The 16,003-nt window shown below is 41.5% G+C and carries 14 protein-coding genes; 11 read left to right on the forward strand and 3 right to left on the reverse strand.

Going from position 1 to position 16,003, the window contains the following annotated elements; all coding sequences use genetic code 11:
- Positions 1-139 precede the first annotated feature (139 nt).
- The 8 genes from C6348_RS00325 (at position 140) to C6348_RS00365 (ending at position 10,003) form a co-directional block, all read left to right on the forward strand.
- Positions 140-697, forward strand: a complete 558-nt coding sequence (locus tag C6348_RS00325; protein WP_034663739.1) for a glycerol-3-phosphate responsive antiterminator — start codon at positions 140-142, stop codon at positions 695-697.
- Positions 698-911: 214 nt separating this feature from the next.
- Entirely contained in the window at positions 912-1,727 is an 816-nt protein-coding gene (locus C6348_RS00330) for an MIP/aquaporin family protein (protein ID WP_095284949.1), read from the forward strand.
- 15 nt (positions 1,728-1,742) lie between these two features.
- Positions 1,743-3,239, forward strand: coding sequence for a glycerol kinase GlpK (gene glpK / locus C6348_RS00335; RefSeq protein ID WP_060595850.1), 1,497 nt, complete (start codon positions 1,743-1,745; stop codon positions 3,237-3,239).
- A 139-nt stretch (positions 3,240-3,378) separates the two neighbouring features.
- Positions 3,379-5,040, forward strand: a complete 1,662-nt coding sequence (gene glpD, locus C6348_RS00340) for a glycerol-3-phosphate dehydrogenase (protein ID WP_106041406.1) — start codon at positions 3,379-3,381, stop codon at positions 5,038-5,040.
- A gap of 142 nt (positions 5,041-5,182) precedes the next feature.
- Complete coding sequence (locus C6348_RS00345) at positions 5,183-6,928, forward strand: phospho-sugar mutase (RefSeq protein ID WP_106041408.1); 1,746 nt, start codon at positions 5,183-5,185, stop codon at positions 6,926-6,928.
- Positions 6,929-7,079: 151 nt separating this feature from the next.
- Positions 7,080-8,225 (forward strand): GAF domain-containing sensor histidine kinase, encoded by a 1,146-nt coding sequence (locus C6348_RS00350; RefSeq protein ID WP_106041410.1) that lies wholly within the window; start codon positions 7,080-7,082, stop codon positions 8,223-8,225.
- A complete protein-coding gene (locus C6348_RS00355) occupies positions 8,222-8,872 on the forward strand; it encodes a response regulator (protein WP_034663727.1) in 651 nt (216 codons plus the stop codon). The genes C6348_RS00350 and C6348_RS00355 overlap by 4 nt, the downstream gene beginning before the upstream one ends.
- A 246-nt stretch (positions 8,873-9,118) precedes the next feature.
- Positions 9,119-10,003, forward strand: a complete 885-nt coding sequence (locus C6348_RS00365) for a GNAT family N-acetyltransferase (RefSeq protein ID WP_106041412.1) — start codon at positions 9,119-9,121, stop codon at positions 10,001-10,003.
- Between the two features lie 35 nt (positions 10,004-10,038).
- On the opposite strand, the gene C6348_RS00370 is transcribed toward C6348_RS00365, so the two are convergent.
- Positions 10,039-10,287 carry a YhdB family protein gene (locus C6348_RS00370; RefSeq protein WP_024426598.1) on the reverse strand — a complete coding sequence of 83 codons (249 nt, stop codon included), beginning with the start codon at positions 10,285-10,287 and terminating at the stop codon, positions 10,039-10,041.
- A gap of 128 nt (positions 10,288-10,415) precedes the next feature.
- Here C6348_RS00370 and C6348_RS00375 point away from each other — a divergent pair, with 128 nt between their 5' ends.
- A complete protein-coding gene (locus C6348_RS00375; RefSeq protein WP_060595857.1) occupies positions 10,416-10,799 on the forward strand; it encodes a YqzG/YhdC family protein in 384 nt (127 codons plus the stop codon).
- A 240-nt stretch (positions 10,800-11,039) separates the two neighbouring features.
- On the opposite strand, the gene C6348_RS00380 is transcribed toward C6348_RS00375, so the two are convergent.
- On the reverse strand, positions 11,040-12,515 hold the full coding sequence (locus C6348_RS00380) for a catalase (protein ID WP_106041414.1): 1,476 nt from the start codon (positions 12,513-12,515) through the stop codon (positions 11,040-11,042).
- 159 nt (positions 12,516-12,674) lie between these two features.
- Complete coding sequence (locus C6348_RS00385) at positions 12,675-13,106, reverse strand: Rrf2 family transcriptional regulator (RefSeq protein ID WP_034663719.1); 432 nt, start codon at positions 13,104-13,106, stop codon at positions 12,675-12,677.
- 184 nt (positions 13,107-13,290) lie between these two features.
- Between C6348_RS00385 and C6348_RS00390 the strand changes: the two genes are divergently transcribed.
- The gene (locus C6348_RS00390) at positions 13,291-14,490 is read left to right on the forward strand and encodes a globin domain-containing protein (protein ID WP_106041416.1); all 1,200 of its coding nucleotides are present in this window, start codon (positions 13,291-13,293) and stop codon (positions 14,488-14,490) included.
- A 67-nt stretch (positions 14,491-14,557) separates the two neighbouring features.
- The gene (locus C6348_RS00395) at positions 14,558-15,982 is read left to right on the forward strand and encodes a SpoVR family protein (RefSeq protein ID WP_411266095.1); all 1,425 of its coding nucleotides are present in this window, start codon (positions 14,558-14,560) and stop codon (positions 15,980-15,982) included.
- Positions 15,983-16,003 lie beyond the last annotated feature (21 nt).

The following is a 16,003-nucleotide window of genomic DNA, read 5'->3' on the forward strand; positions in this document are numbered from 1 at the left end:
TCCAGCATTTTGAGCTAGGTCTATGAAGATGATGTGAGGTGAAATCGGTATTGGACACACTAGGTGTATTGAAAAATAGAAGAGTTTCTATTACTGTTAGGAGAAGACTGATCCAATACACTTTTGAAGGAGACGGCATATGAGTTTTCATGATCAACCTATTCTACCTGCTGTTCGCAATATGAAGCAATTTGAGGAATTTTTAAAAAGTCCATTTACATATGGTGTCTTACTTGATGTTCACTTAGGCCGGCTAAAGGGCATCATGAATGAGGCAAATGCTCATCACAAAAAAATGTTTGTCCATGTCGATCTCATTCACGGGATTAAACATGATGAGTATGGAACGGAATTTATTTGTCAGGAAATGAAGCCAGCAGGAATTATTTCTACTAGGTCTTCTGTCATAGTAAAAGCCAAGCAAAAAAAGGTATATGCCATTCAGCGAATGTTTTTACTTGATACGAGTGCCATGGAAAAAAGCATGGAGTTCGTCGGGAAGCATCGTCCAGATTTTATTGAAGTGTTGCCGGGAGTCGTACCAGATTTAATTACAGAAGTGCGCGAGCGAGCTGGGATCCCAATATTTGCAGGTGGATTTATTCGTACAAAAGAAGATGTAGAAAGAGCGCTTGAAGCAGGGGCTACAGCTGTGACGACCTCGAATACCACCCTTTGGAAAGCGTTCCAAAAGTGAAGAAGAGAAAATGTGAATATTTATTGACAACGTTTTCATCCTCTGATACTATTGCACTAAGTTAATATCATGTGATGGAGAAACGGAGATCCACAACAGCGCTTTACTAGGTGACAAATGACCCTGATGTAAAGTATGTTTGTTGTGGATCTTTTTCTTTATCTTTTCTACACATTCATAGGGGATGGCAACTGAACCAGAGGAGGAATTTTTCATGACACCATTTTGGGGAGAAGTCGTAGGTACAATGCTGCTCATCATTTTTGGAGGCGGTGTGTGTGCGGCAGTTAATTTAAAGAAATCGCTCGCATATCAATCCGGATGGATTGTAATCGCTTTCGGATGGGGATTTGCAGTGGCCATTGCAGCTTATGCAACGGGTGGAATCAGCGGAGCGCATTTAAATCCCGCACTAACAATTGGGCTTGCGCTAGAAGGAAGTTTTCCTTGGGCTGATGTTCCAATGTATATTGTTGGTCAAATGCTTGGCGCATTAATAGGGGCTATTATTGTCTTTTTACATTACTTACCGCACTGGAAAGCAACAGATGATCCAGGTGCAAAGCTAGGTGTATTCTCAACTGGTCCTGCGATTCCGCATACTTTTGCAAACGTACTTAGTGAAGTCATCGGTACATTTGTATTGGTTCTAGGAATCTTAGCGATTGGTGCAAATAAATTTGCAGACGGAGTCAATCCGCTGATTGTTGGTTTCTTAATTGTTGCAATTGGTCTTTCTTTAGGTGGAACAACTGGTTATGCCATTAACCCTGCACGTGATTTAGGTCCGAGAATTGCACATGCGATCCTGCCGATTCCAGGGAAAGGCCCATCGAATTGGAAATATGCTTGGGTGCCAGTTATTGGTCCAATTTTAGGCGGCGCATTTGGCGGTGTTTTCTACAATGCAGCCTTTAAAGCGAACGTCACTCCAGCCTTTTGGATTGTAAGCGTTATTTTAGTTGTGGTATTGTTAGGACTCTATGTCTCTACGAAAAACCAAACAAATGCTGTAAATGAAAGTATGTAAGGGGAGGAAAACATCATGACAAAAGAAAAATATATTCTTGCATTAGATCAAGGGACAACAAGCTCAAGAGCAATCTTATTTGATCAAGAAGGCAAAATTGCACATACAGCTCAGAAGGAATTTAATCAATATTTTCCGAACCCAGGCTGGGTAGAACACAATGCAAATGAAATTTGGAGCTCTGTTCTATCGGTCATTTCAACAGCTTTAATTGAATCAGGAATTGAAGCAGACCAAATCGCTGGTATCGGAATTACGAACCAGCGTGAGACAGCTGTTGTTTGGGATAAACATACAGGCGCACCTATTTACAATGCAATTGTTTGGCAGTCAAGACAAACGTCTGGCATTTGTGAAGATTTAAAAGCGCAAGGACACAATGAAACGTTTAGAAATAAAACAGGTCTTCTCATCGATGCTTATTTCTCAGGTACAAAGGTAAAATGGATTTTAGACAATGTAGAAGGTGCCCGTGAGAAAGCAGAAAATGGCGACTTACTGTTTGGCACAATCGATACTTGGCTTATTTGGAAGATGACAGGCGGTAAATCACACGTCACAGATTATTCCAATGCGTCAAGAACGTTAATGTTCAACATTTACGATCTGAAATGGGATGAAGAATTACTTGATATCCTTGGCGTACCTGCATCTATGCTTCCGGAGGTGAAACCATCTTCACACATTTATGGTGAAACAACAGACTATCACTTCTTCGGCAGAAATATTCCGATTGCAGGAGCGGCGGGAGATCAGCAGGCTGCTTTATTCGGTCAGGCTTGCTTTGAAGAAGGAATGGCGAAGAACACATATGGTACAGGATGTTTCATGTTGATGAATACAGGGGAAAAAGCCATTAAGTCGGATCATGGTTTATTAACGACGATTGCATGGGGCATTGACGGCAAAGTTGAATATGCTTTAGAAGGAAGTATTTTCGTTGCTGGCTCAGCGATTCAGTGGCTGCGTGACGGACTGAGAATGTTTAAAGACTCGAAAGACAGCGAAGCATATGCAGAGCGCGTTGAGTCAACAGAGGGCGTATATGTCGTTCCGGCATTCGTTGGTCTAGGCACACCATACTGGGATAGTGATGTCAGAGGCGCTGTTTTCGGGTTAACACGCGGTACTTCTAAAGAGCACTTTGTCCGAGCAACGTTAGAATCACTTGCTTATCAAACGAAAGATGTGTTAGATGCGATGGAAAAGGATTCAAACATTTCATTAAAAACATTGCGTGTTGATGGCGGAGCTGTGAAGAATGATTTCTTAATGGGCTTCCAAAGTGATCTGTTGGATGTGCCTGTAGAGCGTCCAGAAATTAATGAAACGACGGCACTCGGTGCGGCCTATCTTGCGGGAATAGCAGTTGGCTTCTGGAACGACCGTTCAGACATTGCAAAACAATGGAACCTTGACAAGCGCTTTGACCCTAAGATGGAAGAGGACAGCCGTGACTCGTTATACAGCGGGTGGAAAAAGGCTGTAAAAGCAGCTCAAGCTTTCAAATAAACCAAAAGTATGGTATACTTCAAGTAAGTTAATAGAACGGTTGGAGAACTGGAGAGACCGCAGGCACCGAAGTGTAGAAATACGCTTTGGGTGTTTGCGGTCTCTTTTTCTTTACCGTACAACATGGGAGGAACAAGAGATGACTTTTTCTAGCTTAGAAAGGGAACAAATGATGCAGGAAATGACAAAAAAACCATATGATGTGTTTATCATTGGCGGGGGTATTACAGGCGCTGGTACAGCACTTGATGCGGCTTCACGCGGGATGCGCGTTGGTCTTGCAGAAATGCAGGATTTCGCAGCAGGTACGTCTAGCCGCTCAACGAAACTAGTGCACGGTGGACTTCGTTATTTAAAACAATTCGAAGTGAAGATGGTCGCAGAGGTCGGTAAAGAGCGTGCCATTGTATACGAAAACGGTCCTCATGTGACAACACCAGAATGGATGCTTCTACCGATGCATAAAGGCGGGACATTCGGTAAGTTTTCAACATCCATTGGGCTTAGAGTGTATGACTTTTTAGCTGGTGTCAAGCATAGCGAGCGTAGAAGCATGCTAAGTGCGAAGGAAACACTTGCAAAAGAACCGCTTGTGAAAAAGGACGGCTTAAAAGGCGGCGGCTACTATGTTGAATACCGTACAGATGATGCACGCCTGACAATCGAAGTCATGAAAGAAGCTGTGAAATTCGGGGCAGAAGCGGTCAACTATGCGAAAGTAAAAGAATTTATTTATGATAAAGGCAAAGTTGTCGGTGTTGTCATTGAAGATGTCATGACGCAGAAAACCTACGATGTATATGCGAAGAAAATCGTCAATGCGACAGGTCCATGGGTCGATCAGCTAAGAGACAAGGATCACTCAAAAGAAGGGAAGCACTTACAGCATACAAAAGGTATTCACTTAGTATTCGACCAATCAGTCTTCCCATTAAAACAAGCGATCTACTTTGACACACCTGATAAACGTATGGTCTTTGCGATTCCAAGAGAAGGCAAAACGTATGTAGGAACAACAGATACAGTGTACAAAAAGCAGCTGGAGCATCCGCGTATGACAAAAGCAGATCGTGATTATGTCATCAAAGCGATTCAATACATGTTCCCTGATCTCAATATTACAGAAAAAGATGTTGAATCTAACTGGGCTGGTCTTCGTCCACTCATTCATGAAGAGGGCAAAGACCCTTCAGAAATTTCTCGTAAGGATGAAGTATGGACATCATCTTCAGGCTTAATCACTATTGCTGGCGGTAAATTAACAGGCTACCGCAAAATGGCTGAGCACATTGTGAATCTCGTACGTGATGGACTGAAAGAAGAAACGGGCAAAGACTTCGGGCCATGTAAAACAAAGCATATGCCAATTTCAGGCGGTCATGTAGGCGGGTCTAAAAATATGGCATCCTTTGTCCAAGCGAAAACAGCAGAAGGAGTATCTGTTGGTTTAACAGAACCGATTGCTCAAAAACTCGCTGAAAAATATGGCTCAAACGTCAGCAGTCTCTTCAAGCGTGTAGAGCAGCTTCAAGGTGAAGCAGACAAACGAAACATTCCAGCGTATGTACTGGCAGAGCTTGTCTATGCAATCGAAGAAGAATTAGCTGTTACCCCTGTTGATTTCTTCTTAAGAAGAACAGGAAGCCTATTATTTAATATCAACTGGGCGAAAAAATATGCACAGCCTGTCGTTGACTATATGGCAGAGCGTTTTGGCTGGGATGAAGCAGCAAAACAGAAACATCAAACAGAATTAGATCAACTATTCCATGAAGCAGTTGTACCACTTGATGCTGAATAAAAGAAAAGCCGATCATGTATCGGCTTTTTTATTTGTTCAGCATTTTCTTCATCTGCCAATGATATAGCATGACATAAAGGATGATTCCATATAAAATAACAGTAGAAGTATTTTATTGATGATAAGAGCTGGGAGGACGACCATGAGTTGGAAGACGAATTATGAGCGATGGATCAATGAGAAGCACCTGGATACTGAGCTAAGGGAATGGCTGGAGGCACATCAAGATGATCAATTAGCACTTGAAGACTGTTTCTACAAAAACCTTGAGTTCGGCACTGGAGGAATGCGCGGAGAGATTGGTGCCGGCACGAACCGAATGAATGTGTACACAGTTCGTAAAGCATCTGCAGGCCTTGCTGCGTATATTGCGAAACATGGAGAGGATGCAAAAAGAAGAGGCGTCGCCATTGCATATGATTCACGCCATAAATCGCCTGAATTTGCGATGGAAGCAGCCAAAACTCTTGCTTCACAGGGCATTCAAACATACGTATTTGACGAACTGCGTCCAACACCGGAGCTCTCCTTTGCTGTTCGAGAGCTGAATGCATTTGCTGGGATTGTCGTAACAGCAAGTCATAATCCACCAGAATATAATGGCTATAAAGTATATGGAGAAGACGGCGGACAGCTGCCTCCACTTCAAGCAGATCAAGTCATTCAAGAAGTAGATGCAATAGAAAATGAACTGTCGATTTCAGTTGATTCAGAAGAAACGTTAAAACAACAAGGGCTGATCAAGATGATCGGAGAAGAAATCGATCATGCGTATATTGAAAAATTAAAAACCATCAGTGTCCACCCTGAGCTGGCAGGTGAGGTCGATGTCAAAGTCGTTTTTACCCCGCTTCATGGTACGGCCAACCAGCCTGTCCGAAAAGGGCTTCAGGCTTTAGGCTATCAGCATGTGACCGTTGTGCCTGAACAGGAAAAACCAGATCCGCAATTTTCAACAGTGACATCGCCAAATCCAGAGGAGCATGCAGCATTTGAGTATGCCATCAAGCTTGGCGAAAAGCAGAATGCTGATATCCTCATTGCAACAGACCCAGATGCGGATAGGTTAGGCATTGCGGTCAGAGATCATGATGGAGAGTTTACTGTCTTAACAGGCAACCAAACAGGAGCCCTGCTGCTCCATTATTTATTGTCTGAAAAACAAAAGCTTGGTCAGCTGCCGCCTCGTCCCGTTGTGATGAAAACGATTGTCACAAGTGAGCTTGGGCGTGCTGTTGCTTCAGCATTTGGTGCCCATACGATTGACACGCTTACTGGTTTTAAATTTATTGGAGAAAAAATCAAGCAATTCGAAGAGAACGGAGAATACACGTTTCAATTCGGGTACGAAGAAAGCTATGGCTATTTGATCGGTGACTTTGCCCGAGATAAAGATGCGGTGCAAGCGGCGCTGTTAGCTGTCGAAGTCGCTGCTTTCTATAAAAAACAAGGCAAGTCCTTGTACGACGCGCTTGTCGATATGTTCAAGGAGTTTGGATTTTACCGGGAAGGGTTAAAGTCGTTAACCTTAAAAGGAAAAGAAGGAGCAGAGCAAATTTCAGCGATCCTTCATACCTTTAGAACAAATCCACCAGCTGCTATCGCGGGTCAGCGCATCACTGTCATCGAGGATTACCAATCAAGTCAAAGACACCTCGTTGCCGAAAAGAAAGAAGAAACCATTCACCTGCCAGCTTCAAACGTGCTGAAATATTTCCTTGAGGATGGCTCGTGGTTCTGCTTAAGACCTTCCGGCACTGAGCCTAAAGTGAAATTTTATATTGCAGTCAAAGGTACATCTTTAACAGATAGCGAAGAAAAGCTGAAGCATCTGTCAGAAGAAGTGATGAAAGTCGTTTATGAGATTGTGGAAGAAACAGCTAAATAAACAAACAAGGCCATCGTGTGAATGCATGATGGCTTTTTCTCAGTCAAACGGATGAGAAAAAATCATCCTTTTAGAGAAAGAGCCGGCAGAATGCTCATGGTATAATGAGCGTAATGAAAAGAGAAGGCAGCAAATGCCGGGGGTAAACAGTATGGGAGAATACCAAGAGAAGGTTGAAACATTAAAAACGTTAAAAGAAATTGCTGAAAAGCTAAATGAAGGCATGGAAATGAAAGATACGCTTCATGAAGTGCTCCATATGCTGATGGATATCACAGGCTTTCATTCAGCATGGATTTATTTTATAGAAAAAGACGGTTCGTACGAATTGATGGCAGAGGTCTCCTTACCCGAAGCGCTGGCAAAGCATCAAAAACAGCTCATGTGCCAAAACGATTGCTATTGCATCAATCGATACACAAAAGGTTCACTTCAATCTGCCACAAACATTATGAATTGTAAACGCATCGAAACGGCGATGAAAAAGCAGCTTGGGGATACTGAAGGAATTACGCATCATGCGACGGTTCCCCTCAAAGCATGTAAGCGTACGTTCGGATTATTGAATGTGGCGGCAAAAGGAAAAGTCACATTTACGCAAGAAGAATTGAACTTGCTTGAAAGCATTGCGCTTCAAATTGGTACCGCCATTCAACGGATGAAGCTTGTGCAAAACGAACATCAACATGCTCTTTTGGAAGAAAGAAACCGGCTTGCACAGGACTTACATGATTCCGTCAACCAGATGCTATTTTCAGTCAGTCTGACTGCTAAAGCTGCCCGTCAAATGACTAATGATCAGAATCTAGGGGAAATGATTGATTTTATTCAGCATTTGTCACAAGATGCACTGGTTGAAATGCGGTCACTCATTTGGCAGCTAAGACCAAGAGGACTTGAAAAAGGATTCACAACAGGGATTCAAGACTATGCAAAGCTTTTAGGATTACGCTGTACATTATCGTTATCAGGCTGTATGGAGATGGATCATTCGCAGCATGAAACGTTGTTTCGGGTATGCCAAGAAGCGCTGAATAATTGTCAAAAACATGCGGAAGTAGAGGAAGTCAAGGTCCAGCTTGAACAATCAAAAGACACGTTTGAGATGAAAATCATTGACCGCGGAAAAGGGTTTCAGTATGACGAGCAAATGAGCCTCCCTTCACTTGGTCTGAAAGGCATGTCTGACCGTATCAAAAGAGCTGGTGGAACATTTTGTATAGAGTCTGAGCTCGGTAAAGGAACCACCATTCAAGTGAAGGTGCCATTTTCTCAAGAAAGGAAGGGGTCGTCATGAGAGTCGTGATTGCAGATGATCATCATATTGTGAGAAAAGGGCTTGTGTTTTTCTTGCAGACACAGCCTGACGTCGAAATTGTTGGTGAGGCTTCTAATGGAGAAGAAGCATTAGAAGTTGTCAGACAAATGCGGCCTGACATTGTTCTAATGGATCTATCGATGCCTGTGATGAATGGTATTGAAGCCACGAAACAAATGATGCTTGAAATGCCCGATACCCGCATTGTGATTCTGACAAGCTATGCGGATAAAGATTATGTTATTCCCGCTATTCAAGCAGGGGCAAAAGCCTATCAGCTCAAGGATGTAGCGCCAGAAAAACTCCTTACGACAATGATTGACGTACAAAAGGGCACCTATCAATTAGATGCTCATATCACCAACTTTCTTGTGCAGCATTTGACCGAGCCAAAAGGGCAAAAATGGAAATTAATGAAAGAGCTGACCAATAGAGAGCGAGATGTCTTATTCGAAATTGCAAAGGGGAAAAGCAATAAAGAAATTGCCTCATCACTGTTTATTTCTGAAAAGACTGTCAAAACACACGTATCTCATGTATTATCAAAACTAGAGCTGGCAGATCGTACACAAGCGGCTCTGTATGCAGTGGATTATCAAAAAAATCAGCCGAAAGAACTGCTATGACAGAAGGGAATTTAGTCGTTATGCTAAAACTTTTAAGCGCACATTCAATTCAATGAATTGAATAAAAAAGGGCACAGATGTTGGTTTATTTGACGTGCCCTTTTGCGTGAAAAGAAGCATGTCCAGTCTAATTTCTAAGAATGAAACGATAAAAGGCTTGATGAGTATATGCTCATCAAGTCTTTTTTTATTTTGAGGGAGGTGATGAACCGGCTGAAAGGTGAATTTAAAAAAGGAGGGCACAAAGTGGAGACATATGAATTAGTGAATGGTTATCGCCATGATGACAAATTGAAAGAAAGCTTTAATGCGTTAGCGATCAATACATTTGATTTGGATTTTAGTGACTGGTATAAAAGAGGGTACTGGGATGAAAAATATATTCCTTATTCCTTTATCCATCACGGGAAAGTGATCTCAAACGCTTCCGTCTACCTCATGTCACTGATCATTGATGGCCAAACGTATCGAGCTGTTCAAATTGGCACGGTGATGACGGATCAAGCCTACCGCCATAAAGGATTAGCGACAAAGTTAATGCAGCATATTATGGATACGTACGAAAATGACTATGATATGATTTTTCTTTTTGCCAATGACACTGTACTGGATTTTTATCCAAGATTCGGCTTTACCCGTTACCACGAAAGCGAATTTAGTCTAAATATCGGCAAAAGCGCCATTCAAATGAAAAAGGACATGCGCAAAAAGCAGCTGACGTTGGAACATGACCTGCCATTACTTGAACAGTTCGCAGAAAAACGTCAAACGGGATCAATGAAATTAGATGCTGAGGACCATGGCAGCTTATTGATGTTTTATTTTACATTCGTTTGGCCGGATGCCATTTTCTATATTGAAGCGTTGGATACCATTGTCCTGATGAATGAAGAAAATGAAACCATACATGTCTTTGATATCATTTCTCTCCAGCCGCAAAATATAGAGGAAGTTGTTGCACATATTGTGAATGAAACGACGGAAAAAGTGATATTCTATTTTACACCTGATACGTCAATTGACGGCTTACATGTGGTTATGGCGCCAAATGACGAGGATGCGCTGTTTATTTATACAAAAAAAGAATGGGTAAAAGACCACTTTATGCTTCCAATCACTGCGCACTGCTAAGTGTATGTAAAAAGGCTGATAATCAGCCTTTTTCTTTATGTGTACATCGGTTGTGAATAAACTTCAGAAGCAGCAGCCTCTGAAGCATGGTCAATGTACTGCAGGAGCCCATATAAACATTTTTCAACATCAGCATCGTTCCGGTTAAATTGATACGCGTGTAAGAAATGCTCAATACGTTTCGAGAGCAAGTCATCTTGCGTACGTACCATAAGAATAAGTAAATTATCCCATTGCGAGCGATGCGTATAATAAAGTGCTTTATCATAATCCGCCACATTCATCAAACCTTCTCCTTTCCCTTGAGAAGTCCTCATTAGTTTGCTCGGAACATATCGACATTTTCAGGGGAAAAGTTGGTGTCCGCATCAATCATGTACCGGGAATTTTAGGCTGAATAAATGCTTCATGTATGAAAAAGGATCGACCAGCAAAACATAAACAAAATATACATGAAAGTGAGATCAATGATATTATGCAGCCGAAATGGTGGATGCCTTTTGCAGCAGGAATGGTTTTGTATGGCATTTTCATGATCCATCCTGCAGCAAATGCAGCGATGCAGCCTGTTGAAAATTGGGAAAGACTTGCGTACACAGCGTTGCAAGAGGAATATGAAGGCGCCGCTTTAAACGATTATCAATATATTGGGCGTACACAAGTAAATGAAGATCAGACAAAAGATGTGTTTCGCGTCACCGTGAAGGAAGGCTCAACGCTTTTTGCCGCACATGCAGAAATCTATTTTCACCCGGTGACCGGTCATTTGATTAGTATTAACGTATTCCGGCTATAAAAAAAAGCACCTCTAATAAAGAGGTGCTCCAGCGTGTAGACAAACCCTCGCATTCGGTGTCAGTCCTGCGTGCCGGTGCTCACGAATGTCAAATTCGTTCCGCGCCAGTACTCGTCCTTCCTAGACTGCAAAGGTTTTCTATCACGCTGAAAAGAAGACAAAGGGTTAAAATAAAGATCATTTTAACCCTTTGTCAACAATATCAGCCCCTCTTTATGAAGAGGGCTCATTACGGATCAATTATTTCATGCTTCCTTGAAGGTATGAGCGAATATCCACACCAAGTGAATCGGCTAATCGTTGTCCGTAGTCTTCATCTGCACGATAGAAGTTGCAGATCGCAAGTAATTTTGTTTTGTCATTTACATCTTTCAGGTCAGCTGTTAGGTTTTTGATCAATGCTTGCTTCTCTTCTTCAGAGTAGCTTCGATATTTTTCCCCAGCTTGTTTGAAATCGTTCGGTTTTTCAATTTTTTGTCTCACCATACGGTCACCGTGAAGAACTTGCTCACTTTCTTTGTAGTAAGGATTTTCTTTTGGCTGATCATCGTAACGGTTTGGTTCATAGTTAATATGACCGCTTGGACGAGTCGTTGTCATAAAGCCATCCTGCTGATTATTGTGTACTGGTGCATAAGGACAGTTCACCGGAATGCGCATGTAGTTTGCACCAAGACGATGACGCTGCGTATCAGGATATGAGAACAGACGGCCTTGAAGCAGTTTATCTTCAGATGCTTCGATTCCTGGAACAAGTGCACTTGGCGTGAAAGCAGATTGCTCTGTTTCAGCAAAGAAGTTCTCAGGATTGCGGTTGAGTGTCATGCGTCCTACTTTTTGAAGCGGATAATCTTCCTCGCTCCATGTCTTTGTTGGATCACATGGATCATAGTCAAGGTCATCATAATCGCTAAGCGGCATCAGCTGGACATATAAGTCCCATGCTGGGTAATGGTCATTTTCAATGCGGTCATATAAGTCTCTTGTCGCATGCTGGAAATCATTCGCTTGGATTTCTGCTGCTTCTTCCATAGATAAATTGCGAATACCTTCTGAAGGTCTCCAGTGATATTTCACATATTTTGTTTCTCCATATTTGTTGACCCATCTAAATGTATGCACACCAGAACCGCGCATTTCAGCGTAACTCGCAGGGATTCCTTCATCAGAGAAGAGCCATGTGAGCATATGAGTGGATTCAGGTGTTAAGGTCATAAAATCCCAATAACGGTCAGGATCTTGGATATTGGTTACAGGATCTGGCTTGAGAGAGTGAACCATATCAGGGAATTTCAATGCATCACGTATAAAGAAGATCGGCAAGTTGTTACCAACTAGATCATAGTTACCTTCTTCTGTGTAAAATTTGACAGCAAAGCCGCGCGGGTCGCGCAATGTTTCAGGTGAACCTTTAGGATGAATAACTGTTGAGAAGCGAACAAAAACGTCTGTCTGTTTTCCTTCTTCACTTAAGAAGGCAGCTTTTGTATGTTTCTCCATGCTATTTTCAACTTCAAACACACCATAAGCGCCGGCGCCTCTTGCATGAACGACACGCTCTGGAATACGTTCACGATCGAAGTGTGCAAGTTTTTCAATCAAATGGTAATCATCAAGAAATGTAGGTCCGCGGTGACCAGCTGTTCTTGAGTTTTGGTTATCGCCAACAGGCACACCTTGATTCGTTGTCAAATTTTTATGATTTGAATTTGTCATTCTTTTCTCCTCCTGTAAACAAAAAAATGATTTCTAGTAATCTATATACCCTAATTATATTAAATCAAACCTGATAGTCAATATTTATTTATAATAATTTTAAATTAATTATTATTACAAGAAGGTAAAGAAAAAGACGAAAGAATAGAATTCTTTCGCCTAAAGGAGGAGCTCTCTAAGAGCATCTTTGTTTTGAGTTAAATCTTTTAATGTGTATTGATCAAGAACGCGTAAGTAAGCAGTAAGTGCTTCATGAAGTACATGCTTTAATGAACAAATCGGAGAGATGATACAGCTGTTTTTCTTTGAATCAAAGCATTCAACCATGACTAAATCATCCTCAGTATAACGGACAACTTCTCCAATATTAATGCTTTCTGGGCTTTTCCCAAGCCTAATCCCGCCATTTCTTCCACGGATCGTTTCCACATACCCGCGTTTTCCAAGATGATAAATCACCTTTGTCAGATGATTTTTAGAAATGCCATAAACATCGGCGATCTGCTGAATATTTGACAGTTCATTGTTTTCTCTTGATGCTAAATAAATGAGTACTCTTAATGAAAAATCTGTATAATTCGTTAGTTTCATTTTGACGACCTCTAAACCTGATAGAGTTTTGTATCATCGTAACACATTTTAGACAAAAACTGTTCGAGAAAGTGTTAAATGTGACAACATTTAAAACATGTATTATAAATATTGCTTTTATAAGCTGCCATCCATTACGATAAAGATGTATTTAAAATACACCTTTTTGAAAGAAGGAATGACGATGTTATCTAAAGATCAAATGAATGCCATTAAACAATCAGCCCCTCTATTAAAAGCTGAGGGAACCAAACTTGTGACTGTTTTTTATCAAAATATGATTCGGCAGCACCCAGAGCTACTCAATCAATTTAATCAAACAAACCTCATGAACGGAAGTCAGCCAGAGGCGCTTGCTGCGACACTATATCAAGCAGCACTGCACATCGATCGATTAGAAGAATTACTTCCTGCGGTCAAACAGATTGCCCATAAGCATGTCAGTGTGATGGTCAAAAAAGAGCAATATCCAATCGTCGGATATCACCTCATTGAAGCGATGAAAGAAGTGTTTGGTTTAACGGAAAAAGATGACACGCTTTTAGCTTGGAAGGCCGCATATGACATTATTGCAAATATTTTTATCACGATTGAAGCAGAAATGATGGAGGAGAATGTAAAGCAAGCTGGCGGATGGGCAGATGTGAAGCCATTTGTGATTAAGAAAAAGATACAGGAATCTCCATCGCTGATCTCCTTTTACTTAGTACCAGAAGATGAATCAGAGCTGCCAATGTATGAAGCAGGCCAATATGTTACGGTACAGGCAGATATGCCGGGTGAAGCTTATATGTGCAGCAGACAATATAGCTTATCAGATCAGCATCATCCTTCTTATTACCGCTTTACAGTAAAGCGTGATGGTCATGTGTCTACATTTTTGCAGGATGAAATGGAAGAAGGGGACGTTCTTCAAGTGAGTATGCCGCAGGGAATGTTCTGTTTGCAAGAAGACACTAAAGAGCCTGTTTATTTTATTAGTGCTGGTTCTGGTGTCACACCAATGATCGGTTTAATGAAAACAGCAGCGCAAAACAGCCAGCCATTTACAATGATTCATGCAGATCGATTAGAGGATGTAACTGCTTTTGAAAATGAATTTGAACGCGTTCTAGCTGCAGCTTCTCATGGCCGCATCATCTTATGTAATGAACAATTTGCGCAGTCTGGTAAGGGTGAGCTTGTTGAAAAGGCAGCTTCCCGCATTGACCGTCCATTCCTTCAATCAGTGGTTGGAGAAGGGAAAGGCCAATTTTATCTATGCGGTTCCCCGGTGTTTACACAGGAGATGATTCATATACTAAAAGAGCTGGGAATTCCAGAACAGAATATTCATTTCGAGTCATTCGGCGGGCAATCCACGAAAGAAATGGAAGTCGTCTAAACGAATGGCGGAACATCATGTTTTTTTAGGTGCGCTCATATAGTAGGGATAAGTCCGATGAGGAGGGATGGTTTCCTTGAGCGTATCTGAAAAACGTCTTTTACAAAGAGCCATTGATGAAATTACAGAAATTGCAGAAGGATTTGGTCTAGATTTTTATCCGATGAGGTATGAAATCTGTCCCGCGGAAATTATTTATACGTTCGGTGCATACGGAATGCCAACACGATTCAGCCACTGGAGCTTTGGGAAGCAATTTCATAAAATGAAGCTTCATTATGATTTAGGATTAAGCAAAATTTATGAGCTGGTCATCAATTCAAATCCTTGCTACGCCTTTCTACTTGATAACAACACGCTTGTTCAAAATAAATTAATTGTGGCTCATGTACTGGCACACTGTGATTTCTTCAAAAACAATTGCCGTTTCGAAAACACAAAACGAGACATGGTAGAAAGCATGTCAGCAGCGGCAGAGCGGATCAAAGAATATGAGCATCTTCATGGAACAAAAGAAGTTGAATCCTTTTTAGACGCCGTATTGGCTCTCCAGGAGCATATTGATCCGTCTCTTGTTCGTTCAAAACTAAGCTGGAATATGGATGATGAAGAAGAATGTGAAGATGATAAACCAAAACGTCAGACGCCGTATGATGATTTGTGGGGAATGGATGAGCCGAAGACGCATGAGAAAAAGAAAATCGTCAAGCAATTTCCACCAAAGCCGGAAAAAGATATTTTGCTCTTTATTGAGGCGCACTCCCGGGAGCTAGAGCCGTGGCAGCGGGACGTCCTCACCATGCTGAGGGAGGAAATGCTCTATTTTTGGCCGCAGCTGGAAACAAAGATTATGAATGAAGGCTGGGCATCGTATTGGCATCAGCGGATTATGCGTGAGCTTGATTTAGATTCAAGTGAATCGATTGAGTTTGCCAAATTAAATGCAGGCGTGGTGCAGCCATCTAAAACAGGCATCAATCCTTACTATTTAGGTCTGAAGATTTTTGAAGATATCGAAGAGCGCTATGACAACCCATGTGAAGAATTAAAAAAAGCAGGGGTGACAGAAGGATCGGGCCGCAGCAAAATGTTTGAAGTCAGGGAAATTGAATCAGATATTTCCTTTATTCGAAATTACTTAACAAAAGACCTTGTGATGAGAGAAGATTTGTACTTGTTTCAAAAGCAGGGGAGAGACTATAAAGTCATCGATAAAGAATGGAAGGCTGTTCGTGATCAGCTAGTCAGCATGAGGGTCAATGGCGGCTTTCCTTATTTGACCGTGATGGATGGCGACTATTTAAAAAATAATGAACTTTATATCAAGCATTGGTATGAAGGCATTGAACTTGATCTGAAATACTTAGAAAAAGTCCTTCCGTATTTATTTCAGCTATGGGGAAGAAGTGTGCATATCGAATCAGTTCTTGAAGGAAAAGAAGTGATGTTTTCATACGATGGAAAAGGGGTTCATAGGAAATATCTCGCATAATGATCAAAAGAAAAGATGTCC

It is taken from the genome of Bacillus sp. YBWC18, from assembly GCF_002998775.1.
GTDB lineage: Bacteria > Bacillota > Bacilli > Bacillales > Bacillaceae > Bacillus.

Excerpts from the sequence above, each read along its gene's own strand:
- C6348_RS00325 (WP_034663739.1), top strand. The coding sequence starts at position 140 with ATGAGTTTTCATGATCAACCTATTCTACCTGCTGTTCGCAATATGAAG.
- C6348_RS00330 (WP_095284949.1), top strand. The coding sequence starts at position 912 with ATGACACCATTTTGGGGAGAAGTCGTAGGTACAATGCTGCTCATCATT.
- glpK (WP_060595850.1), top strand. The coding sequence starts at position 1,743 with ATGACAAAAGAAAAATATATTCTTGCATTAGATCAAGGGACAACAAGC.
- glpD (WP_106041406.1), top strand. The coding sequence starts at position 3,379 with ATGACTTTTTCTAGCTTAGAAAGGGAACAAATGATGCAGGAAATGACA.
- C6348_RS00345 (WP_106041408.1), top strand. The coding sequence starts at position 5,183 with ATGAGTTGGAAGACGAATTATGAGCGATGGATCAATGAGAAGCACCTG.
- C6348_RS00350 (WP_106041410.1), top strand. The coding sequence starts at position 7,080 with ATGGGAGAATACCAAGAGAAGGTTGAAACATTAAAAACGTTAAAAGAA.
- C6348_RS00355 (WP_034663727.1), top strand. The coding sequence starts at position 8,222 with ATGAGAGTCGTGATTGCAGATGATCATCATATTGTGAGAAAAGGGCTT.
- C6348_RS00370 (WP_024426598.1), bottom strand. The coding sequence starts at position 10,287 with ATGAATGTGGCGGATTATGATAAAGCACTTTATTATACGCATCGCTCG.
- C6348_RS00375 (WP_060595857.1), top strand. The coding sequence starts at position 10,416 with ATGAAAAAGGATCGACCAGCAAAACATAAACAAAATATACATGAAAGT.
- C6348_RS00380 (WP_106041414.1), bottom strand. The coding sequence starts at position 12,515 with ATGACAAATTCAAATCATAAAAATTTGACAACGAATCAAGGTGTGCCT.
- C6348_RS00385 (WP_034663719.1), bottom strand. The coding sequence starts at position 13,106 with ATGAAACTAACGAATTATACAGATTTTTCATTAAGAGTACTCATTTAT.
- C6348_RS00390 (WP_106041416.1), top strand. The coding sequence starts at position 13,291 with ATGTTATCTAAAGATCAAATGAATGCCATTAAACAATCAGCCCCTCTA.
- C6348_RS00395 (WP_411266095.1), top strand. The coding sequence starts at position 14,558 with ATGGTTTCCTTGAGCGTATCTGAAAAACGTCTTTTACAAAGAGCCATT.